The organism is Pseudomonas sp. H1_F01 (genome assembly GCF_054681425.1).
This window is the reverse complement of the sequence record NZ_CP162823.1, coordinates 5,946,577-5,969,735: the sequence shown is the minus strand read 5'-3', so window position 1 is coordinate 5,969,735 and position 23,159 is coordinate 5,946,577. Positions and strand designations below refer to the sequence as shown.

The window sequence follows — 23,159 nt, the reverse complement described above, 5'->3', positions numbered from 1 at the left end:
AAGAGAACAGGCACCCTAACGCGCGGCATGAGCGGGTAGATGTCTGTGGTCGACACCGGGCTATCCAGAAGCGCGCATCAATCGGCCAGATGCCGAGCCAGGGCCGTGGCGTAGGCCGGCAAACCGTCGAAGTTGCGGGCGCACAGCAGCAACGCCCGGTGCGCCCAGGCTTCTTGCAACGTGACACATTGATACGAAGGCTCGGGTGGGCGCCGGTCGATGGTAGCCTTCGGCACGATGGCAATGCCTGCACCATGGGCCACCATGCGAATCATCCCGTCGAAACCATCGGCACGAATGCGCACTTGCATGCGTGAGCCGATGTGCAGGGCCTGCTCTTCCAGGTGGATCGCCAAGGCGTTGGATGCGTTCAGGCCGACATAATCGTGGCTGAGGGTCTCGCTGAAACGTACGGCGCGACCGTCAGCCAGGGGGTGTCCGGTCGGTAGGATCAATACCAGCGGATCGTCGCGAAAAGGCCAGGCCTGAAGGCCCTCGGTGTCCACTGCGTCGGAAACGATCCCCAGGTCCGCCGCGCCTTGGCGCAGCGCATGGGTGATCCGTGAGCTGGGCAATTCCTGCAGGTCAATGTCGAGGTTGGGATGGGCCTGGAGAAAGCCGGCCAGCAGCTCGGGCAGGTATTCGGTCATGGCGCTGGTGTTGCACAGCAGCCGCACCCGGCCTTTGACGCCCTTGGCGTATTCGGCCAGGTCCTGTCGCAGGTGTTCGGCCTGTTGCAGCAGGACCCGGGCGTGCTCGGCCAGGGCTTTGCCCGCGGGAGTGGGCGTTACACCACGCCGCCCCCGTTCAAGCAGGTCGATGCCCAGGGACGCTTCCATGGCTCGCACTCGTGCGCTGGCCGCGGCCAGGGACAAATGGCTGCTAGCCGCACCGGCGGTGATGTTGCCGGTGTCGAGAATGTTCAGGTAGAGGCGCAGGTCGGTGAGGTCGAAGTGCATGGGCGGGGATCCTGTCTCAAGTGCTGTGGCGCCTGGTTTATCGTCATCGCGAGCAAGCTCGCTCCCACATGGGATTGCATTTCAACTGTGGGAGCGAGCTGGCTCGCGATGGCGTCGGCCGCATCAGCGAGTTCACAGCCTCTTGCCGCAAGAGAGGCAGTCTCAGTATATGACAGATTTTAAAGCCGAGGCCTCGGGTGCAGGATACCCCCATGGACACACTCATCGCTTTCTATCAAAACCTCGGCCTGGCCCTTTCCCTGCTGGTTATCGGCACCTTCCTGCTGGCCGGCACCATCAAGGGTGTGATCGGCCTCGGCCTGCCGACCATCTCCATGGGCTTGCTTGGGTTGGCTATGGCTCCGGCGCAGGCTGCGGCGCTGCTCATCATCCCAGCGACCCTGACCAATCTCTGGCAACTGGCTTTCGGCGGCCATCTGCAAGCCCTTCTCCGGCGTCTGTGGCCGCTGTTGCTGGCGATTTTCATTGGCACCGGGCTCGGTACGCTGTGGCTCGGCATGACGGGCGGGGCCTGGGTGGTGCGGGCTTTGGGCGCGGCGCTGGTGCTGTATGCGTTGAGCGGGCTGTTGCTGCCAACGCTGCGGGTCGGCGCCCATGTCGAGCCGTGGATCGCTCCGCTCTGCGGGTTGCTCACCGGCCTCATCACATCCGCCACTGGCGTATTCGTCATTCCGGCGGTGCCCTATCTGCAAGCGCTGGGCCTGAGCAAGGACGAACTGGTACAGGCCTTGGGCCTGTCATTCACCGTTTCTACCCTGGCCCTGGCCGCCGGCCTGTTGTGGCGCGGCGCACTGGGTGGGGGCGAATTGAGCGCTTCGCTGCTGGCGCTGGCACCGGCGCTGCTGGGGATGTGGCTGGGGCAATGGTTGCGCCAGCGGATCAGCGCCGTGTTGTTCAAGCGGGTGTTTTTTGTCGGCCTCGGCGTGCTCGGCGGCCATTTGCTGATCAGCGGCTAGCCGAGGACGGGCTGAGCATGTCGACGCGGCGGATTTCGAAGTCGCGCTCCAGATAATCCATGCGTTGTTCGAAGAACTGCTGCATGTGCGGCAGGTTCGAGTGCACCTCCAGGTGCGCCTGGGATGCCCAGATCTCATAGAAGATAAACAGCGTCGGATCCTGCTGGTCCCGCAGCATGTGATATTCGACGCAGCCGGGCTCGGCACGGCTTGGCTCGACGTAGGCGCGGAACAACGCTTCGAAGGCTTCGGCTTTTTCCGGACGGGTCTTGGCGTGCAGGATGAAACCGTGCAGTTCGCTCATCGAGGTGGCTCCTGAGATAAAAGAGGTCTCGAAGTCTAAGGCAATAATCGGCCGTTCATTTGTGCGTATAGGTCAAATCAGTTTTGCCGTCGGGTGGCTTATTCCCCATGAAGCTCATCGTTATTCTGCCGCCATCATTTTCAACCTTTCCATGCGGCGGCCTTTGCCGGCCCATGCCGTGGAACCCGATGAGATTCCCCATGAAAAAAGTCCTGTTGCTCAATGGCGGCAAACAATTCGCTCACTCCGACGGTCGCTACAACGCCACCCTCCACGACACGGCGCTCAGCGTGTTGGACCGTGGTGGTTTTGATGTGAAAACCACTTTCATCGACGGCGGCTACGACATCAAGGAAGAAGTCGCCAAGTTCCTGTGGGCCGACGTGATCATTTACCAGATGCCGGGTTGGTGGATGGGCGCACCCTGGACCGTGAAGAAATACATCGACGAAGTCTTCACCGAAGGCCACGGCAGCCTCTACGCCAGCGACGGCCGGACCCGTTCCGATGCCTCGCAGAAATACGGCAGCGGTGGCCTGGTCCAGGGCAAGCAGTACATGTTGTCGCTGACCTGGAACGCTCCGCAGCAAGCCTTCGACGACCCGACCGACTTCTTCGAGGCCAAGGGCGTGGACGCGGTGTACTTCCCGTTCCACAAGGCCAATCAGTTCCTCGGCATGACCGGCCTGCCGACCTTCCTGTGCGTGGACGTGATGAAGCGCCCGAACATCGAAGAAGATGTGGCGCGGTATGAGCGGCATTTGGTTGAGGTGTTCGGTCTGAAGGTGTGACCTTTCTTTTGCTGCGCATCCCGATACTATCCTGTGGCGGGTGGGTGAACCTGCACTGTGGGAGCAAAGCTTGCTCGCGAAACAGACACCTCGATTCCCGAAAGACCGCGGCGTCTTCATCGCGAGCAAGCTTTGCTCCCACATAGCGAGGATAAATCCCCTCGCCACAAGAGAGATCAGTCGACAGGGGGATACGTGAAAGCCAGATCCGACGAATTGCAGATTTTCGTCTGCGTGATCGAGTGCGGATCCATCTCCGCCGCCGCCGAGCAGGTCGGGCAGACGCCGTCGGCGGTCAGCCGCACGTTGTCGCGGCTGGAGGCCAAGCTCGATACCACGCTGATCAACCGCACCACGCGGCGCATGGACCTGACCGAGGAGGGCAAGTATTTCTTCGAGCAGGCCAAAGGCATCCTCGACCAGATGGATGAGCTGGAAGAGCGCCTGTCATCCCGCCAGAAAAATCCTGCAGGCCGGTTACGGATCAACGCGGCCTCGCCGTTCATGCTGCATGCCATCGTTCCACACATCGACGAGTTCCGCAGGCGTTACCCGGACATCCAGCTCGAACTCAACAGCAACGACCTGATCATCGACCTGCTGGAGCAAAGCACCGACATCGCCATCCGCATCGGCACCCTCACCGACTCGACGCTCCACGCTCGCTCCCTGGGTTGCAGCCCGTTGCACATCCTGGCCAGCCCCGCTTATCTGAAGCAGCACGGCACGCCGTCAAGCGTCGCCGAGCTGGCAGGCCATGCGCTGCTGGGGTTTGCCCAGAACGAGGGACTCAACCAGTGGCCGCTGCGCCACGTACACGGTGATCGTTGGCTGATCCAGCCAGCCATCAGCGCGTCCAGTGGCGAGACCGTGCGCCACTTGGCGCTGCAGGGGCAGGGCATTGCCTGCCTGTCGGACTTCATGACCCGCGAAGACATCCGTGCCGGTAGGCTGAAGGTGCTGCTGGCCGATGCCAACAGTGGATATCGCCAGCCGATCAATGCCGTGTACTACCGCAACTCGCAACTGGCCTTGCGGATCCAGTGCTTCCTGGACTTCATCCAGGACAAGCTCGCCGGCTATGCCTCGCGGGAGTTCAAGGACTGATTCGTGACTTCAAGGCAAGAGTGATTTGGGCAATGTGGCCTGTTTCGTCAGGGATGGGGCCTCGATACTTGCGCCATCACTGATCTGGCCAAGGAGTTTGTCCATGAACGTATTTGTCACCGGCGCTGCCGGTTTTATCGGCGGTTCCATCGCCACCGGCCTGGTACGCGCCGGGCATCGAGTCATCGGTCTGGTGCGCAGCGCCGAACAGGCGAACGAACTGACGGCGCTGGGCATCGAGCCGGTTATCGGCACCCTCGAAGACAGCACGCTGCTGACCGAGCAGGCCCGTGCCGCCGATGCGGTGATCAATGCCGCCAGCAGCGACCACCGCGGTGCGGTCCAAGCGTTGATCGAAGGGCTCAAGGGCTCGAACAAAGTGCTGCTGCACACCAGCGGTTCGAGCATCGTCGGCGATGCTTCGGGCGGTCGTTCCAGCGATGCGATCTACTACGAAAATGAGCTGCCGGCGCCCACCGCCGACAAGGCTGCCCGTGTCGCCATTGACAACCTGGTCCTGGATGCGGCGAAGCAAGGCGTGAACTCGGCGGTGATCTGCAACACCTTGATCTATGGCCACAGCCTGGGCGTCAAGCGTGACAGCGTGCAACTGCCGCGCCTGCTCAAGCAGGCCGGTAAAAGTGGCGTGGTGCGGCATGTCGGGCCGGGACAGAACATCTGGTCCAATGTGCACATCGAGGACGTGGTCGAGTTGTACAAACTGGCCCTGACCCGCAACCAGCCGGGCACCTTCTACTTCGTCGAAAGCGGCGAAGCCTCGTTCATCGACATGACCACCGTCATTGCCCGGGCGTTGAACCTTGGCGAACCGCAGGACTGGCCATTGGCCGATGCCGAAGCGGAGTGGGGTTACGAAATGGCCAACTATGGCCTGGGTTCCAACAGCCGTGTACGAGGCAAGAACGCCCGTGAGCTGCTGGGTTGGACGCCGAAGCGGACCTCGGTGCTAGAGTGGATTCTTGATGAGATGGTGTGAGATCCATCAGTAGAACATAGGACCTGTGGGAGCGGGCTTTGCTCCCACCAAGCCCGCTCCCACAGGGTTTGTGTTGGCATGTCGTCAGTCGTGGTGCACGCCCGCGCGCTTGAGCATTTGCTTGCAGCGCTCGGACAGGTGGAACACACGCAGGTGCTTGCCGGCTTTGCTGTAGCGTTCGCGCAGGGTCTTGAGTGCGGCGACGGCCGAGTAGTCGACGAAGCTCAAATGCCGGCAGTCCAGGGTGACCTGGGCCGGATCGTTGGCCGGGTCGAACTGGTTGAGGAACGGCGTCGTCGAGGCGAAGAACAGCGTGCCGTGCAGGCGATAGAGTTTGCTGCCGTCGGCTTCCTGGTGCGTGTCGGCGTACAGCTCCCGGGCCTGTTGCCAGGCGAAGTTGAGCGCCGCGATGACGATGCCGCAGAGCACGGCCACGGCCAGGTCGGTGAACACCGTAATGACGGTCACCGCGATGATCACCAACACATCATTCTTCGGCACCTTGTTGATCACCCGCAGCGAGGCCCAGGCGAAGGTCTGCTGTGCAACCACGAACATCACGCCCACCAGCGCAGCCAGCGGGATGCGCTCGATCAGCGGCGACAGGAACAACACGAACAGCAACACCATCACCCCGGCCACCACGCCCGATAAGCGTCCGCGCCCACCCGAGCTGAGGTTGATCACCGTCTGGCCGATCATGGCGCAACCGCCCATGCCGCCGAACAGCCCGGAGGCGATATTGGCTGCGCCCAGCGCCACGCATTCACGGTCCGGATAACCGCGGCTCTGGGTGATTTCATCCGTCAGGTTCAGGGTCAGCAGGGTTTCCAGCAAACCGACCATCGCCATGATCACCGCGTAGGGCACGACGATCTGCAGGGTCTCCAGGTTCCAGGGAAGATCGGGCCAGGCGAAAGCGGGCAAGCCGCCGGCGATATGGGCCATGTCGCCCAGCGTTCGGGTGGACAGGCCGAGCAGGTAGACCGCCAGGCCGACACCGAGGATCGCCACCAGGGCCGGCGGCACGCTGCGGGTCAGGCGTGGCAGCAGGTAGACGATGGCCATGGTCAGTGCCACCAGGCCGGCCATCAGATACAGCGGATCGCCGCTGAGCCAGGTTTCACCCTGCTTGAAATGCTCCAGTTGGGCGAGCGCAATGACAATCGCCAGGCCGTTGACGAAGCCGAGCATCACCGGGTGCGGGACCATGCGCACCAGCTTGCCCAACCGCAACAGCCCGAAGGCCATCATGATCAGCCCGCCCAGCAGCACGGTGGCCAACAGGTATTGCACGCCGTGCTGCACCACCAGCGCGATGATGACCACGGCCATCGACCCCGCCGCCCCCGACACCATGCCTGGTCGACCGCCGAACAACGCGGTCAGCGTGCAGATGATGAACGCGCCGTAGAGCCCCATCAGCGGGTTGAGGTGGGCCACCAGGGCGAAGGCGATGCATTCGGGGAGCAAGGCGAAAGAAGTGGTGAGGCCGGCGAGGGCGTCGGCGCGAAGACGTGCTGATTTCATGATTTACCTGACTGGGCGCCGGTGGAGAGTCGGCTGCCGGGGAGTGGTGCAAAAAACAGGTGCGGATGGTACGGAATTGAGTGCGGGGCGGCCAGCCGTTGGTCGGTTGTGTTGATCGTTCCCACGCGGGAGCGTGGGAGCGATCAACAAGTCAGGGCGATGAAAGTCTTGCGCTGAATTTTCATCAACGCCGTGTCGCGATGTCCGTCAGCGACAAATTTTATCTGTGCGCGAAAATTACTTTCAGTGGGTTTGAAGATTATTCGTCGAAATGATTTATGAGTTTCACAACACATCGACGTGACCCCATTCGAGGAGTAACGCATGGCCCCTGCTTTCGGTTATTGGCTACTGGTCTACGCGGCCATCGCGATCATTGCGCTGATCGTGCTGATCGCCCGTTATCGGCTCAATCCGTTCATTGTGATTACCCTGGTGTCCATTGGCCTGGCGCTGCTGGCCGGGATGCCGCCGTCGGGTGTGGTGGGGGCGTACGAGGCGGGTGTCGGCAAGACGCTGGGGCACATCGCGCTGGTGGTGGCCTTGGGCACGATGCTCGGCAAAATGATGGCCGAATCTGGCGGCGCCGAGCGGATGGCGCAGACGCTGATCGAACGCTTCGGCGAGCGCAACGCCCACTGGGCAATGGTGTGCATCGCCTTCCTGGTCGGGCTGCCGTTGTTCTTCGAAGTCGGTTTTGTGCTGCTGGTGCCCATCGCCTTCACCATCGCCCGGCGTGTGGGCGTGTCGATCCTGATGGTGGGGCTGCCGATGGTCGCCGGGCTGTCGGTGGTGCATGCGCTGGTGCCGCCGCATCCGGCGGCGATGCTGGCGGTGCAGGCGTTCCAGGCTTCGGTGGGGCAAACCTTGTTGTACGCGATCCTGATCGGCATTCCCACGGCGATCATCGCCGGCCCGCTGTACGCCAAATTCATCGTGCCGCGCATCCAGCTGCCGGCTGAAAACCCGTTGGAGCGACAATTCCTCGACCGTGAGCCGCGCGCAAACCTGCCGGGTTTCGGCGTGACCTTGGGGACGATTCTGCTGCCGGTGATCCTGATGCTGATCGGCGGCTGGGCAAACCTGATTTCCACGCCGGGCAGCGGTTTCAATCAATTCCTGCTGTTCATCGGCAACTCGGTGATTGCCCTGCTGCTGGCGACCATCCTCAGCTTCTGGACCCTTGGCCTGGCCCAGGGCTTCAACCGTGAGTCGATCCTCAAGTTCACCAACGAATGCCTGGCACCGACCGCCAGCATCACTTTGCTGGTGGGCGCTGGCGGCGGTTTGAATCGGATCCTGGTGGACGCCGGGGTCACGCAACAGATCGTCGGCCTGGCCCAGGAGTTCCAGCTGTCACCGCTGGTCATGGGCTGGCTGTTTGCCGCACTGATGCGCGTCGCCACGGGGTCGGCCACCGTGGCAATGACCACGGCATCCGGCATCGTCGCGCCTGTGGCGATTGGCCTGGGTTATCCCCACCCCGAACTGTTGGTGCTGGCGACCGGCGCCGGGTCGGTTATCTTTTCCCACGTCAACGACGGCGGCTTCTGGCTGATCAAGGAATACTTCAATATGACCGTCGCGCAAACCTTCAAGACCTGGACCGTGCTCGAAACGCTGATCTCCGTGGTCGCGTTCGCCTTGACCCTCGGGCTTTCACGCTTGTTTTGAGCGCAACGCCACCCAACAGGAGCCGCCATGGACATCCTCTACCAGATCCGCTCCCGCCAGGATTCCTTCAGCGCCGGCGAAGGCAGAATCGCCCGGCTGATGCTCGACGACGTAGGCTTTGCCGCCTCTGCCAGCCTCGATGAACTGGCCCAACGGGCGGAAGTCAGCAGCGCTACGCTGTCGCGCTTCGCCCGCACCGTCGGGTGCCGCGACCTGCGGGACTTGCGCCTGCAACTGGCCCAGGCCAGCGGTGTCGGCAGCCGTTTCCTCGACCCGGCTGGCGCGCCTGAGCAATCGGCGTTTTATGGACAGATCGTTGGCGATATCGAGGCGACCCTGCGCCAGCATTTGTCGGCGTTCGAAGAGTCGCGGTTCGGCGATGCGGTGCGGATGATCGGCAAGGCGCGGATGATCCATGCGTTCGGCCTCGGTGGCTGGTCGGCGCTGTGCGGTGAGGAATTGCAGGTGCGCCTGGTGCGTTTCGGCTACCCGATTGCCGCCTGTCGCGACCCGGTGATGATGCGCATCACCGCCACTTCGTTGAGCGACCAACATCTGCTCATTGCCTGTTCGCTTACAGGTATCACGCCGGAGCTGTTGAGCGCGGTCGAACTGGCTCGCAGCTACGGTGCGGCGATCCTGGCCATCACTCGCGCCGACTCGCCACTGGCCCAATTGGCCGACTGCGTGCTGCCCCTGCAAGGCGCCGAAACCTCGTTCATCTACAAACCCACGGCGGCACGCTACGGCATGCTGCTGGCCATCGACGTGCTCGCCACCGAGCTGGCGCTGGCCCACCCCGAAGACAATCAAGAGCGCCTGCGGCGGGTCAAACTCGCCCTGGACGATTACCGCGGCGGCGACGATCACTTGCCGCTGGGAGACTGACATGCTGTACGACACGCTTATCCGCAATGCGCTGGTCATCGATGGCAGCGACACGCCTGGCTACCGCGCCGACGTCGCCATTCGCGCCGGTCGCATCGAACGCATCGACGACTTGCGCGATGCCCGCGCGGTTGAAGACATCGACGCCGCCGGCCGCGTGCTCGCGCCAGGCTTCATCGATGTGCATACCCACGACGACACGGTGGTCATTCGCCAACCGCAGATGCTGCCCAAGCTCAGCCAGGGCGTGACCACCGTCATCGTCGGCAACTGCGGCATCAGCGCTTCGCCGGTGAGCCTGCGGGGCGATCCACCGGACCCGATGAACCTGCTCGGCACGGCCCAGGCGTTCGCCTACCCGCGCTTTACGGATTATCGCGCAGCCGTAGAGGCCGCCACACCGGCGGTCAACGTGGCTGCGTTGGTCGGGCACACGGCGTTGCGCAGCAATCACATGGACGATTTGTTGCGCACGGCCTCGGTGGGAGAAATCGCCGCCATGCGTCGGCAATTGCGCGAAAGCCTGGAGGCCGGTGCGCTGGGTTTGTCCACCGGACTGGCCTACGCCAATGCGTTTTCGGCGTCCACCGACGAAGTCATGCAACTGACCGAAGAGTTGGCCGCGTTCGGTGCGGTCTACACCACCCACCTGCGCAGCGAATTCGAACCGGTGCTCGAAGCCATGGACGAGGCCTTCCAGATTGGCCGGCACGCCCAAAGCCCGGTGATCATTTCCCACCTCAAATGCGCGGGCGCCGGTAATTGGGGACGAAGCCCGCAGGTGCTCGCGGCGTTGGAAACCGCAGCGAAATCCCACCCGGTCGGCTGTGATTGCTACCCCTATGCGGCCAGCTCCTCGACCCTGGATCTCAAACAGGTGACCGATGCCCATCGCATCACCATCACCTGGTCGACAGCGCATCCGCACATGGGCGGTCGCGACCTGGCCGACATCGCCAACGAATGGAACTTGTCGCTGCTGGAGGCGGCCCGGCGCCTGCAACCGGCCGGCGCGGTGTACTACGGCATGGACGAGGGCGACGTACGACGGATCCTCGCCCATCCGTTGTCCATGGTCGGCTCCGACGGTTTGCCCGAAGACCCGTTTCCCCATCCACGCTTGTGGGGCGCTTTCCCACGGGTACTGGGACATTTCAGTCGTGACGTCGGGCTTTTTCCGTTGCACACCGCCGTGCACAAAATGACCGGCCTTTCTGCGGCGCGTTTTGGCTTGAAGCACCGGGGTGAAATTCGTGAAGGGCATTGGGCGGACCTGGTGTTGTTCAATCCCCAAACCATTCGCGACGTGGCTGATTTCAACGAACCCCAACGGGCTGCCGACGGTATTGATGGCGTGTGGGTCAATGGTGTCTTGAGCTATCGCGAAGGGCAGGCAAACGGGCGACGGGAAGGTCGATTCCTGGCGCGCGAAGGCGATCTGCGCCAGGGATTCAGTCCATCGGGCAGCGTTAGATGGCGTGTAAGCGGCTGAAATAACGTTAATTGGCGCCACAATAATGGCACTGCGACACTCAAGAAGCCGGGCTCAAGGCCGAAGCATTGGGATCAACCCATCTACACTGGGTCTTTTCAGCCAGGGAGCAACCCATGAGCTTCGGTAAAACCACCCCAATCCTGCGGATCTTCGATGAAGCCAAGGCGTTGGCGTTCTATGTCGACTTCCTGGGCTTTACCGTCGATTGGCAACATCGCTTCGGTGACGACTTCCCGCTGTACCTGCAAGTCTCCCGCGGCGACTGCGTGCTGCACCTGTCCGAGCACCATGGCGATTGCACACCGGGCTCGGCGTTGCGGATCGAGACCGATGAATTGGAAGCGTTCCAGCAGCAATTGCTGGCCAAGCAATACCGCTACGCCCACCCCCAGATCCAGGCCATGCCCTGGGGTAGCCAGGACATGGCGATCAGTGACCCGTTCGGGAATCGGTTGGTGTTTACCAATGCGATTAATGTCTAGAGCCAGATACCCATGTTCTTTCCGGGCCGTGCTCCAGGTTCAGGGCATGGCTTGTTTCAACGTCTCGGCTCATTATTTGATTTCCGATACATGAAAGTTGTACACCCCATAGTTCCTGGGGTTGCGGCCGGTCGAGATGCGGACGTTTTCGGGAATGATGCCGCTGCAGTTGAAGCAGGCAATAAATGGCTCCGGCTGGGTCAGCTGCCCCGTCAGCTTTTCGGTGAACAGCGTCGTATCCGAAAGCACCCGTTCAGCTTGGCCCGGATACAGCGCAACAACTGAGTTCAACACGCCAACTTCGCCATGGGCTCCCGGTCCTCCGGCTCGTATGGGAATGATTGCGTTGCAGGCATCGATATGCTTTTCGATGAGCTCGCGGGTCGGACCTTGGAGTTCATACAGGTTGTCGATTGTCCTGCTCAGCGTTGGGTCGAGCTTCAGCGCTTCAGGGTCGACTTGAAATTGATGGTTTGGGTCTTTTTTCCGGTCGCGGTAATTGTCGGCCAAGTGTTCGATGTAATCAGGCGTATTGCTGATCTTGTAGCTGCCGAAGTTCAAGTAGAACTTCTCGCTGGTGGCGGAGCCGTCGTAATCCTGGTCTACCCCGCGATATCCCGTTGGGCCGGATCTGGGCGCTGGCAGGTTGTAATGCTCGTTGAGGACCATATCGTTATCGCCCGTGCGGTCCTGAATAACGCCATAGGCGTGAACGACCAGTTCCTTGCGCTTTGTCTTGCTGAAGCTGGGGCTGCTATCGAAACCCTCTCCATGCATTTGCGCGGATTGTTTCGTACGCATTGTCGGCGGGGGCAACATCATTTTTTTCGAGCGTTCGTGACCATCACGCTGGGTCCATTCGAATGGGTCAATGTCCCGCCCTTGAGCGTCAACGAGCACCAGCCCTTGATGGTCGACGAATCGCAGCGGGTTATTCCCGACCATGCAATACAGGTTCAACCCGTCCACCGCTCCCGCCGGATCCGGGCTGATCCAGCGTTGCAGCCAGGGTGCGTAATACCGGTGTCCGTAGTAATACAAGCCGCTGGCATCGCGCTCCTTGCCGCAATAGCGAAGGGTCCGATAATCGGCTTCCACGGCCGAGCGGGAGGCTATCCAGGCAGTCCCTCCAAAGGGCAGGTAGCTTTCCTGGCTGATCAGAGCGGCCTGGTCGTCGAGTTCCAGTGAGCTGGAGCCCAGATGATCGTCCAGGCTGTAGCGCATCTGATTGGCGGCAATGCCAGAGGGGCGGCCTTCAGTCCAATGCAAGTAACGCACGTTGCAACGGCCGGCTTGCAGGGTGATGACTTCCAGGCGCTCGCCATGACGGGTGCGAATCTCGAGGCCCGGCAAGTAACGGACTTCTCGAGTCTGCGTCGCTGATGAGGCGTAGGTGGTTTGTATCTTGCGCACCCGCAGGCCGCTGCTGTCGTAGCCATAGCGTTCAATGTCAGGGAGACGGTCTTCGCGCTGGACCAGTAACACGCTGTCGAGTTGATTGCGGCTGTCCCATTGCAACACCCGACCAAGGTCCAGGCTCTGTTGGTTACCGTTGGCATCGAAGTCCATTGCTGTGGCGGGCATCGAGTGGCCTGTGCGCCAGGACAGGAGCCGATTGCTTGTGGCAGCGATGTTTAGTGTCCGGGTGTAGTGGTTGCCTTCGCGAGCATGGCGCAGTTTGGTCAGGTTGCCTCCGGCGTCGTATTCATAGTGCTCGGTAAAGTTGAACAGTTGCCCGGGGTCGACCGGTGTCTTGCTGAGCGCCGCAACGCTCAATCCCGCCGCTTCACGGCCCGTCGCGCGGATCAACTGGTAGAGGCTGTCGTAGGCGAATGTGCTGATGGCTTCGACCCGCTGATTATGGCCGAACCGCGCAGGTTGGACCTTGTCCTCGATTCGCGTCACGTTGCCCACCGCGTCGTAGCTGTAGTGCAGGTCTTGCAAGGTGCGGCCAGAGACCGATGCGCAGAGCGAGGTCAGTCGACCATTGGCTGGATCGAAAACGGCGCGGCTGATGACACCATTGCCGAGGGTCTGGGATTCAACTTGGCCAAGCGCGTTGTAGACGAAATCCTTCACGATGTTTTTTTCAATGGCCGTGTTGTTTATTTTCAAACTCACGGACATCAGTTGGCCGGCAACATCAAACGCGTAGCGCTGTTGGTGCTGGGTTGCATCGGACTGTTGAATGGGCTGTGCGAGGGCGTCATAGCACCAACTCGTCCTGTGGCCTTTTCCCTCTTCAAGCAGTGAGTCTCGGTCTTTCTCATCGGCAGGCCAGTCGGGTGGCGTGATGTCAGCCAGCAAGCGCCTGGTCTGGCTCAGCGGCTTGCCGCAAAGCGCATGTTCGTCGATGAGCAAGGTGCCGGCGCTGTCATCGTGACGGATGAGCGCACCGCAGAGGTTGCGCGTCGCCGCCTCTGGCGAACTGTCGCCGTAGCGCAGGCACTCGACTCTGCGCGGGGCTTGTCCTGCTGCTCGCTCCAGGACTGCCGTCGGCCTGAGTTGGTTGTCGTAGGTCGTTCGCCAATGCTGTTCGTTTTGCTCCCAGCGGTGCACGATCTGCCCGGCATCGCCAGGCAGGTTCAGTCGCCAGCCGGCGTCGACACTGTTCACCAGCAGTGCCTTGCCGGACAGACTGTAGACGGTGACCAGATTGGCGTCGGTTGCCGTGGCAAACAGGCGAGGGTCTCGCTGCGCAACCTGTCGTCCGGCCAGGTCATGGTCTCGCTGGGTGATACGCGCCTGGACGGGCTCATCCATTTGACATCGATGGTAAGCGACGTGCCGTACCGGCAGGCCTCGGCTGTCGATGGCGTTGACCGTGGGTGTCTTGCGATGAAGGCGTGCGTTCATGCCGCACCTCCTGCGGTCGAGGGATATTCGGTCATGACGTCTTCCAGCGTGTCGTTCTCGTCCTCGTCCACGCTGTACCAGGGGTGGCGGGTAAGTCGTCGCAGATAGCAAAGGCCGTCTCGTTTGGCGAGACGGGTGTGGGTCGCACGCCCCAGCGCGTCGTAGAACTGCTGGTCGTAGTGGCCGAACTGCCGCAAGGACGCATCGTTGATGTAGCGATGCTGATCGGCAAAGTAAGGGCGGTAGATGCGGATCGCCAAGCCCTTGCTGTTGTATTCCACTCGTTCGCTGATGCGCCAGCGGGTGGCTGCGATCTGCTCCTGCGGTTTGCCGTCCTTGAGCGTCAGTTCACCGTTGGCGTCCACGACGTAGGCCATGCCCGACTCCACCCATTGCTTGCTTTGCAAGGTGCGACCAAAGCCGTCGAAGCACGTCACGGTGACGCGGATTTGCTTCTGGTGATCATCGGGGTAACGATCGGCAACCAGCGTGGTGATGTGCATCGGCTCACGTACCGAGGCGTGAAGTTCACCTTTCAGTTTTTCATCGTCGACAGAAAGTACCAAGAGGTTCGACAGTCGGGTTCGAGCCGAAGCGCAGATATGCCCGGTGGGGAGCAGGTCACGGTTTGCCACACAGCGCGCGAGCCAGTCGGCGTCCATCAATGCCGCCTTCGATACGCGACCCATCCAACTGAAGGGGGCGTAATAGGTGGCCGTGGCGGCCTGCTGTAGAGCCTCCCTGCGCGATTGGATGGCTTCTGCCGGGTCTTTGAAGAGCGCTCGGTCGAACTGCTCGAGCGGTTTGAAACCCACACGGGTGGCGTTCTCGTCGCCATAAACGCTGGTGGCCAACACTTGGCCGAACGCGTCCGCGAGGCATTCCTGTACGTTACCGTTGGGGTCGGTAATGCTCACGGGCAAAAGTGAGCGGTAATCGTAGCGGGCCCGAGTGGTACAGCCATCGGGCAGCTGTAACGCGGTGACAAAGCAGTTGTACGTGTCATAGCTGATCTCGGTCACGCCGTGGCTGCTGCTCGGCTGTAACCCCTTGGCGTTATAGAAACCCTCCAGCCCGGCATAGGTCGTGAAGCCACTTTTGACTGACCAGAGGGTTCTCGATGGCGTGCTCGCGGGAAGAAAGTCGGCCATGCGATGGTAGCCACATCGTTCAAGCAGTCTTCCCTTGGGGCGAGAGCTCGGTGGCAATAGTTGAAAGGCTTGCAGGGAGACTTCGTCCAGCTCGGCGGTTTCCAGATGATCGACCAGGGCCTCGAAATGAGCGACGCCGTCCGGCAAGGTTTCTGCGCGGGTGCTGTCTTTGTAGCGTTGTACGCAAAGGCCGGTCAGGACGCCCTGGGTCATCCAGGCCGTTTCCTTGCTGAGCCCGATGAGTTTTTCATACGTCAGGTCTTGTGGGATCAAGCCTTCGGCCTCGGGTGCCTTGGGTCGTTTCCAGGCGTTGGTGCGTTGACGATAGGGCAGGCCCAGTCGCCATCCTTGAGAGGCTTGCAGATGGATGAACTCGGCGCGGGTTTCGCTCAAGTAGTAGAACTGTTGCGCCGGATCATGAGCGTCTCGCCACCATTGTTGCTGGTCAACATCGCTGAAGGGCGGGGTATCGCTGGCGGTTTTGCGTCGAGCGTAATGGACGTTCACGCTGTGAGTCAGGGCGCCGTAGCGGTCATGCTGCAAGTTGAGGGTGTGCTGGCACTGTGGGTCGTCGCTCAGACCTTCGTACAGGAAACTGATGGACTCAAGCAGCAAGGGCAGCAGGCGCGCATAACGCCGATCACCTTCGGGCGCTTGTAGCAGACGTACCCGGTAACGGTTTTCCTGGACCGAATACAACTGGCGGCGTTTATCCCTTGCGTAGGTCTCGCAGCGCAGTAAATGGCCACTCAGGGCGCGGCACATTTCAAGGGTGGTCGCGGCGTCTGGCGGATCAATCAGTACGTCGCTATTGCTGCCAGCATCGTATTGGCACAGCAACGCCTTGCCCAGCGCCACGGCTGCCCGGTCAGCGTCGTGATAGCCGGTTCGGGCCATGTCCACCGACTGTCCGGTATGAAACCAGCTTTTTTTCAAGCAGGGTGCGGTGAAGCCTGGTGAGTCAGCATCGTCGGGATGGGCTTCGTTGTCGGTTTGCAGCAGCAAGCCGAAGCCGCGAAATTCCCGTTCGATGCCATCGTAATAACCCTGGCGATAGGAGAATCTCTGGCTCAGGCGATTACCGCTGATCTCATCCATCTGGGTCTGGCGCGACACCAGGTGCAGAGGCAACGGCAGATGACAGGCAAGGGGGGCGCGGGCTTTTACTCTTGCCGCCTTTTCATCCAGCCATTCCTGGGCCGAGCTGCGGTAGGTGATGCTGTGGGCGGCGCCCATATTGTTGTGGGTGCCGGTCAGCAGATACGGTTTTTCACGAACAAAGTCGTAGCGCCAATGTTGCGCCGGGGTCAGGTACGGCACGCTCAGTATCAGGCTGGAGCAGCCGAGCCCTTGCAGGTCGGCGATGTTCACCTGGCATAAGCGGTCGTAGCGCAGGCCTTCCGGCCAGGGCAGCGCAACCGCAGGCGCGAAGCCGTTGCCACAGCGGTTCATGAAGACCAGTGCTTGATCCGCTTGCAGGTAGATCAGGTCGGTGGCACCGGAACCATCCAGGTCCGCAAAACGGATGCGCGAGGCATCGAAGGTCTGGTGGGCAAGGCCCGGAAAGTCCAACACGATGCCTTTGCCGAAACGTCCGCGACCCAGGTTTGGCCAACACTTCACTTCGTTGTGACGAATGCGCACCAGATGCTGTTGGCCGCTGCCGAGCAGATCACTGAACGCCACTAGCTCGGAGGGTGACGCGGTGAGTACCGGCAAGGCATCGTCATCGCCGTCGTGAGGGACTTCCCGGGCCGCGGCGAAGCCTTTTCCGCGCTGATTGGCATACAGGCGAATGCTGCGTGGGCCTATCAAGGCCAGGTCGCCGAGCCCTTCGCCCATCAGGTCGGCCAGTTGCCCTTGTGGATGGAAAAATTCTGCAGGGAACGCGTGAAACACAGCGAAATCCGACCAGCTTCGATCAGCACCGAGGGAAAAAAAACCGTTGAGCCCCGGTTGGGCAACGACCCAGTCCAGCCGACCATCGCCGGTGAGGTCGCCTAGCGTCTGGCGCAGCGGCTTTGCCGTATCGGCGACGGGGATGCCGGGCAGCGCTTGCCACTGCTCGTAATCCACTTCATCCGTCTTGGTTTTGGCTCGAATGGGTTCGCGGTAATACCAGCCAGTGTCGCTTTGATAGAGCACACCGGGCAGACCTTCACCGTACAGATCCACCAGTTGAAAACCCAGGTCGCCGCTGAGGCCTGGCATGTCTTGGAAACGTTGCCAGGCGGGAGGATCTGGCAAGCGCTTGAACTCGCTGTAGCTGAACTCGAGGGGAGGGCGGTTCTGCGCCATTGCGCGATCGTCGAACGCCTGATCATGGGCTGTGCTCAGGAGGTGATATCCCAACGGCGTCTGGCGGTAATCAAGCAGCAGGCGCCGAACGAGGGCGGGGGCGGTGCCCAGTTCCTCGGGAAAATAGTGGAACATCAACACCTGGCGACACAGGCGCTCGGTGCGTAGTTCAAAACCGTAGGCAAAGGTGGAAAAAGCATCGCTACGGGGTTGCCATCGCTGGCCTTCATAGCGCGGTCGCTGGTCGTACCCGGTGCTTCGTTCGCCATAGTCGAACACCAATTCGAAATGCCATTGCACAGCCGTGGGTTGACTCGCTTTCCACAGGTAGAGGTCGGCGTCGGCCTTGAAATTGCCATAGCGCACATGGCTCAAATAGCGTTGGGCCGACGTATCCCCCGTGTATTGATAAAGAATGTGCTCGCCGCGAGCGTTCAGGCTTTCCTCCAGCAGCCATTCACCGACACGGCTTGCTTGCTGGGGATCTGCCCGGCGCGACTGGGGATTCTTGCCGAACAGATGGAGGCTGCCATCGGCACCGTGCACGAGCCAGAAACCTGGTTTGTCGTTGTTCGACGACCAATGTTCAATCCGGTCGAAGCCGCTTTCGACTCTTGGAAAATGGCGCGTCACTATGTAGGTCGTGCCCAGGGCCAGCGTGTTGTAGCGATCGATGAGGGTTGAACGGATGACGCCGTTTGCGTCGCGTTCGGGCAACCAGACCACACCGCTGGGGCCGATGATTTCGTCATCCTCGGCATAAGCCGGGACGCCCTTGTTGGTGCGTCGTGCCACGCAGGGTAACGACAGTCCCCAGCCGATACCGAACACGCTGTTGCCGACCGAGCTGTCGTAACGCAGAGACAAGGGCGGAGCAAAACCGCGCCCTGGCGAAATCGGCAACGCAATCTCGTAGGACGCGGTGCCGTGGGCGCCGACGTTTCCCCAACCTTTGCCGATGCTCTGGATGGCGCCGCCGCCCTTGGGCAGGGTCGGCGCGGTAACCGGCAATGCGGGTTGCTCGTTCATTGCGCACCCCCGGCGGCCCTGGCCGTATAGCTCACGTGCACGATGACGTCGCTCAGCGATTCCAACAGGTCTTTTTGTGCCTGAGGATTGGGGAAGGTCAGTTGCCACGTGGAGACAGCGCCGGTGTATTCGAACGGCAGGTAGCGTTCATCGTTGAAGTTCAGGGTGAACAAGCCGTTGTCGTCGACACCAGTGGAAAGGGCGATCTGTTGGTTGGCGCGCCGGTCCTCCATGACCTGTCGCGGGTCATCAGGGGCCATGAACACTTTGCTGGAGGTCTGGGTCAGCGTGGCCCGGATGTTTTCATAAGGAGCGACGACGACCGGCAGGGAAACGCTGATGGTTTTGATCCGCCGCAGGTAATGTTTCTGATCCTTGTAATCAGCGTCGAACAGTTCGTGGGGCAGCTCGAACGTGCATTGGCCTTTCTTCAGGTCGGCATGCATGTCCAGCCATGGCTTGTTGATCGTCGAGGTTGGGGTCTGGTCCTTCAATTGACGCAGTGAAATCGTCTTGCGGATCTCCAACTCTCGCTCGCTACAGCGCAGATAGCTGGCCTGCATGTTCAACAGGCTGAGTTTCAATTGCTCGCCTGCTCCTAGCCCTCGATAGGTGGTATTCCATGCGCCGGGTTGGATGAATCGCGTCGCGAACTCGGCAATTTCGTATTGCCAGCAGGTCTCGGCGGCGAAGCACAGGGCGAGCGTTGTGTCGTAGGCCTGGCGGTAGAACTGCGCGAACCGGCTGTTCAGCCATTGATACAGTTGCGTCTTTGTAAAGCGCTTGCTGAGAAAGTCGTAGTGGGACTTGGCTTGGCTCAGGCCGGTTTCAGCCAGGTGTAACTGCAGGCGGGTGGCGGTTTGCTGCTCGTTGAAGTGCGCCAGTTGGGCGTCGATCTGCGCAAGTTCGAGCTGCGCCTGATTGTGTCCCTGTATCCATTCATCCCGGCGGCGATTGAACGACTCCGTGCGGTCGATGTTTTCTGCGGCCATACGGCTGGTAATGGCGGCGCTGTGGGCTGATGCGCTGGCAGAGAGCATCGGACCTTCCCAGCGGCTGCCGCCAAAGGAGAAGCCGGCAATGTTCGGAATCACCATCAAGCCCCCTGCCGCGATCTGGCACGCCGTTGCCACGATCTCGGCCGTGCCACTGGCCAGTTGAAACTGGGTGGCCAGTCTCTCGTTTGGACTGACGTCCTTTTCCAGCAACATTTTGTAGTGGTCGATTCGGCTTTGGACAATCGCCTGGCTGGCCAGCAGCGCCTGGTGTTGCTGACGGTCGATGTTCAAGGCCTGGCGTTGCAGGTCGACCGAGATTTTCGCCAGGTTCCATGCTTGCTGCTGCTGTAGCTCCTGCAACTGGGCCTGTTCTTTGTGCTCGATCAGCGACAACAGCGAAGCGCCAAATTGGCTGAGGCTTTCCACTGCACTCAACGCCTGGCTGTGCATGATCGAGAACCGATAGTGTGGGATCGATGCACTCGGCAGCCCTCGAACCGTATTGTCCGAAGTATTCAGTACAGGGCTACCGAGCAACGCGCGAGGGCCCAGCGGCACTGTAAATACCGGCAGATGCAGCGGCTTGCCGGCAATGTCGAGGTTGTGCCGCAAGTTGTACAGGCGGCTTTCAGCGATGTCCCAGCACTGGAGCAACTGCGGGTTGAACGGCAGACGCAAGTGCGGGCTGTCGATGGCTGGCCAGGACGCGTGCAGACTGCCCCCGCGAACGGGCACCGAGGGCTGGGAGCGGGCGAGTGATCGTTCAAATGTGCGTAAGTCGTCACTGGTGGTTTCGCCCAGCGTTTGCAGGCTGAGGCTTACCCAATGATCGACCGATTGAACGGTCGGACGTGGCCCCAACAGATCCAGCACCCGCACGTACCACAGCTTTGCCTCGCTGAGGCCGTCCGGGGTCAGTTGGCGGTAGGCGGCGTCACCTCGATTGATCAGGATGTCCAGGTACAGGAAGTACAGCGCCTTGCGAAAGTGTGCCGGATGACTGAGCGCGATCTGATGAGGGTCGTGGGGCGCCTGGTCGGCATACGAAGGCGTGGTGCCATCGATTAAAGAAACGGCCCTCCAGCAATGTTTCTGGCCGCGACCTGGATCGAAGACACGGCGCAACCAGCGTTCGGCCTCCTCATAGCGCTGTTCGGCGTTCAAGCGCTGGGCGACCAGCCATGGCACGTAGAGGAACAGTTCGGTGAAGTAACGACCGTAAGGGCCGTGGAAGTCCATCCTGTCGTGAGTGCTGTCTGGTATGGCGGGTTCCGGCAGGCGTTGTGTGGTCCAGTCGAACAGCTCATCCAGACTGTTCTCGGTACGGCGGATCAGTTCTGCGGCGAAGGTGGTGTTCAACCTGATCGGTTGGCGGAGTTGGTCTCCGGCATCGCTGGTCTTGATGGCGCTATGGGTGAAATCGATAAATTGGGTGGTGCCTAGTCCGGCCGTCGATGAGGGGGTAATGCCTGGAGCTTGAAAGTGTGCAGGGATGCAGTTCAGCTTGATGGCTTTAAGGGCGGAATAGAGCTTCGTTTCCGGTTCATCGGGGTAGACAAAGGCAACCCCACACAAAAATGTATCGCCGTCTTGGCTGAGATCCTCGCTATGCCAAGTGAACTCGAAAAAATCCCTCAGGTCCGGTGCCGGGTTGGACTGCGCCACCACTGTCAGGTTTTCATACGACAGCGGTTGAGCCGCCGAGGCGGTTGGCTGACGGAAAATCACATATTGAATGTTTCGCGGCTCATCAAGAAAGACTAGTGCCTTACCAAAATTTAGCGCTGCGGAGTTGTTTGCTTGTATTGATAAGTTTTGTACCTGTCCGGAAGTGGTGCTGCCATTATTGCGTCTACTTTCGATAATCAGATGGCGCACTGCCTCTGTAGAAAGTAATTTCCCCTGAAGGTCTGTGTAGGCATGCAGCGTGATACCGCGCGAGTGTTCAGAGTCTCTGAGCACGTCGACCATGTGGTCGAACGATAATATGTGGCTCTGGTTAAGAGGTAACGGAGCGTGGCTGGTTACTTCCAGGTATGAACCTGCATCCAGTTCCACGTAGGGTGTTTCCGGCAGGCTTCGGGCGGGAAACACTAAGTGAATCTGGATTCTTGGGAACTGATCGTGTCTGGTTTCAAGCCTTAAGCGTCTTTTTTCAGGTGGTTCATAGAGGCTGGCGCGATTGTCGATGTCTGCAGTCATGTGTAGCTTGAGCGTGGAGGCGGTATGGTCATGGGTGGATCGGATTCTGATCCACTTCTGGCAACCGTCGAAGTTAGACATGGAATCGCTCATGCTCGTCGGGAGGGAAGCTTCAGCGAGAATGATTTTCGAGCGTGTTTTTGTTTGAATACGTTGCTCGACAGCGCCTGTGAGCACTTTCACGGCGGCCTCGTAGGGGAGAGATTTTTCTGTTGCCGTTTGCTCCGTGGTAGCTGAGTTATTCAACTCAGGGATGAGATTTTTATCGATACAAGCCGTTTTAATGAATCTGAAATTGTTGCCTGCCGAGTAGGGCGTGTCGGTTTTGAGTTCTCGTGCACACAAGGCTATAAACAGTGAGTCATGCGAGCCGTTGTTGTAGTGCACCGCAACAGAGCCTATCAATGCCCGGGTTGCATCAAGGTCCTTTCCGCAAAGCGCTTTGTCGTTGCAGTAACCCTGCAAGCCAACTCGCGGCGTACTCCAGTTTCCATCCTGTTTCTTGAAGCAAAAGCTCAAGCGCAATAGCGGATGACTGGTGCCCGATTGCCCGGCGGAGGTATGAGCGGTGTCAATGGTGAAGGCTCGCGGATCCTGTTGTATGCATTCTGCCCAGACAACAAACAGACGATTGTTGAACCAGACAGGACGAATCGTGTGTTCGACCGCGCTTTCGGGAATGGGCACATCGGCTTTCTCCCAATCCGACCAGGCATACGGATCCGGCTGATCCCGTTTGGCGGCGATGGCTGGGGCCTCTGGTGGCGTACCGTCCAGTGGACGTTGCGCCATGTCCAGCGAGCGCCAGAAATAAGTATTCTCCGATCGTGATTTGGCAATGAAATAGTAAGTGCTGTTGGCAAAGTCTTCGCCGTCGATGTAGCCGTTGAGAATATTCAGGTTGGCGATTTCTTCGAATCGGGTCAGGTAGGCCATGACCGCCGATTGAACCGCATCGGCCTGGATCCGGCTCTGGTTGAGGTCGTTTTCCAATTGCTGGAAGTTGCCGCTCTTGTTATTCCTCAGGGCCGGGTCCAGGTAACTTGCGGGGAAATACAGCAGCTTTTGATGAGCCGCCCAGATGGGGTACTGATGTATCTCGTTGCGCCACGTCTGCAGGTGCTCGGGCGTGATGCTTGCCTGGTCGTAGCCGGGCTCCATATTCATCAGGATGCGATTGATGTATTGCTGAAGGCTGGCGATGGCGCACGCCACAGGCGTGGTGGGCACATCCTGGCTGACCAGTACGTCCAGTAGCCAATATTCATAGAGGTCCTGGGCCGTCTTGAGCCGCACCGTCCCGGTCGGGCCATCGTCGGGCGCGACCTTGTCCAGGTAGAGCGCCAACTGTGCATCGCGCAGGCTTTCATCCAGCTGCTTTTTCATGGCAACGGTCATATTCAATCCTTGAATAAAAAATG

15 protein-coding genes are annotated in these 23,159 nt (G+C 60.4%); 8 read left to right on the top strand and 7 right to left on the bottom strand.

Annotated features, from left to right (window positions below):
* Positions 1-77: 77 nt before the first annotated feature.
* Positions 78-959 carry a LysR substrate-binding domain-containing protein gene (locus AB4O09_RS26985; RefSeq protein ID WP_460107734.1) on the bottom strand — a complete coding sequence of 294 codons (882 nt, stop codon included), beginning with the start codon at positions 957-959 and terminating at the stop codon, positions 78-80.
* Between the two features lie 212 nt (positions 960-1,171).
* On the opposite strand from AB4O09_RS26985, the gene AB4O09_RS26980 reads away from it, so the two are divergent.
* Entirely contained in the window at positions 1,172-1,936 is a 765-nt protein-coding gene (locus AB4O09_RS26980; RefSeq protein WP_003197546.1) for a sulfite exporter TauE/SafE family protein, read from the top strand.
* On the opposite strand, the gene AB4O09_RS26975 is transcribed toward AB4O09_RS26980, so the two are convergent.
* Both AB4O09_RS26975 and AB4O09_RS26970 read right to left on the bottom strand, forming a co-directional pair.
* The gene (locus tag AB4O09_RS26975) at positions 1,926-2,240 is read right to left on the bottom strand and encodes a putative quinol monooxygenase (RefSeq protein WP_003197548.1); all 315 of its coding nucleotides are present in this window, start codon (positions 2,238-2,240) and stop codon (positions 1,926-1,928) included. The genes AB4O09_RS26980 and AB4O09_RS26975 overlap by 11 nt on opposite strands.
* 55 nt (positions 2,241-2,295) lie before the next feature.
* Positions 2,296-2,442 (bottom strand): hypothetical protein, encoded by a 147-nt coding sequence (locus AB4O09_RS26970; RefSeq protein ID WP_155252634.1) that lies wholly within the window; start codon positions 2,440-2,442, stop codon positions 2,296-2,298.
* Between AB4O09_RS26970 and AB4O09_RS26965 the strand changes: the two genes are divergently transcribed.
* From AB4O09_RS26965 to AB4O09_RS26955, 3 genes are all read left to right on the top strand, one after another.
* The gene (locus AB4O09_RS26965; protein ID WP_003197550.1) at positions 2,441-3,031 is read left to right on the top strand and encodes an NADPH:quinone oxidoreductase MdaB; all 591 of its coding nucleotides are present in this window, start codon (positions 2,441-2,443) and stop codon (positions 3,029-3,031) included. The two genes, AB4O09_RS26970 and AB4O09_RS26965, sit on opposite strands and share 2 nt — an antisense overlap.
* A gap of 195 nt (positions 3,032-3,226) precedes the next feature.
* Positions 3,227-4,138, top strand: a complete 912-nt coding sequence (locus tag AB4O09_RS26960) for a LysR family transcriptional regulator (protein ID WP_003197551.1) — start codon at positions 3,227-3,229, stop codon at positions 4,136-4,138.
* Between the two features lie 103 nt (positions 4,139-4,241).
* Positions 4,242-5,135, top strand: a complete 894-nt coding sequence (locus tag AB4O09_RS26955) for an NAD-dependent epimerase/dehydratase family protein (protein WP_460107731.1) — start codon at positions 4,242-4,244, stop codon at positions 5,133-5,135.
* Positions 5,136-5,219: 84 nt separating this feature from the next.
* On the opposite strand, the gene AB4O09_RS26950 is transcribed toward AB4O09_RS26955, so the two are convergent.
* On the bottom strand, positions 5,220-6,665 hold the full coding sequence (locus AB4O09_RS26950) for a SulP family inorganic anion transporter (RefSeq protein WP_027912112.1): 1,446 nt from the start codon (positions 6,663-6,665) through the stop codon (positions 5,220-5,222).
* A gap of 324 nt (positions 6,666-6,989) precedes the next feature.
* Between AB4O09_RS26950 and AB4O09_RS26945 the strand changes: the two genes are divergently transcribed.
* The 4 genes from AB4O09_RS26945 (at position 6,990) to AB4O09_RS26930 (ending at position 11,204) form a co-directional block, all read left to right on the top strand.
* Positions 6,990-8,339, top strand: coding sequence for a GntT/GntP/DsdX family permease (locus tag AB4O09_RS26945; RefSeq protein WP_003197559.1), 1,350 nt, complete (start codon positions 6,990-6,992; stop codon positions 8,337-8,339).
* Between the two features lie 27 nt (positions 8,340-8,366).
* Positions 8,367-9,227 carry a MurR/RpiR family transcriptional regulator gene (locus AB4O09_RS26940; protein WP_003197561.1) on the top strand — a complete coding sequence of 287 codons (861 nt, stop codon included), beginning with the start codon at positions 8,367-8,369 and terminating at the stop codon, positions 9,225-9,227.
* Between the two features lies 1 nt (position 9,228).
* Positions 9,229-10,719 (top strand): N-acyl-D-amino-acid deacylase family protein, encoded by a 1,491-nt coding sequence (locus AB4O09_RS26935; RefSeq protein ID WP_003197562.1) that lies wholly within the window; start codon positions 9,229-9,231, stop codon positions 10,717-10,719.
* A 116-nt stretch (positions 10,720-10,835) separates the two neighbouring features.
* A complete protein-coding gene (locus tag AB4O09_RS26930; protein ID WP_003197565.1) occupies positions 10,836-11,204 on the top strand; it encodes a glyoxalase superfamily protein in 369 nt (122 codons plus the stop codon).
* A 72-nt stretch (positions 11,205-11,276) separates the two neighbouring features.
* On the opposite strand, the gene AB4O09_RS26925 is transcribed toward AB4O09_RS26930, so the two are convergent.
* The 3 genes from AB4O09_RS26925 to AB4O09_RS26915 are packed head-to-tail and all read right to left on the bottom strand — an operon-like array spanning position 11,277 to position 23,136.
* The gene (locus tag AB4O09_RS26925; protein WP_460107729.1) at positions 11,277-14,060 is read right to left on the bottom strand and encodes an RHS repeat-associated core domain-containing protein; all 2,784 of its coding nucleotides are present in this window, start codon (positions 14,058-14,060) and stop codon (positions 11,277-11,279) included.
* On the bottom strand, positions 14,057-18,538 hold the full coding sequence (locus AB4O09_RS26920; RefSeq protein WP_460107727.1) for a SpvB/TcaC N-terminal domain-containing protein: 4,482 nt from the start codon (positions 18,536-18,538) through the stop codon (positions 14,057-14,059). Before AB4O09_RS26920 ends, AB4O09_RS26925 begins: the two co-directional genes overlap by 4 nt.
* Positions 18,535-23,136 (bottom strand): Tc toxin subunit A-related protein, encoded by a 4,602-nt coding sequence (locus tag AB4O09_RS26915; protein ID WP_431092788.1) that lies wholly within the window; start codon positions 23,134-23,136, stop codon positions 18,535-18,537. The genes AB4O09_RS26920 and AB4O09_RS26915 overlap by 4 nt, the downstream gene beginning before the upstream one ends.
* Positions 23,137-23,159: the final 23 nt, after the last annotated feature.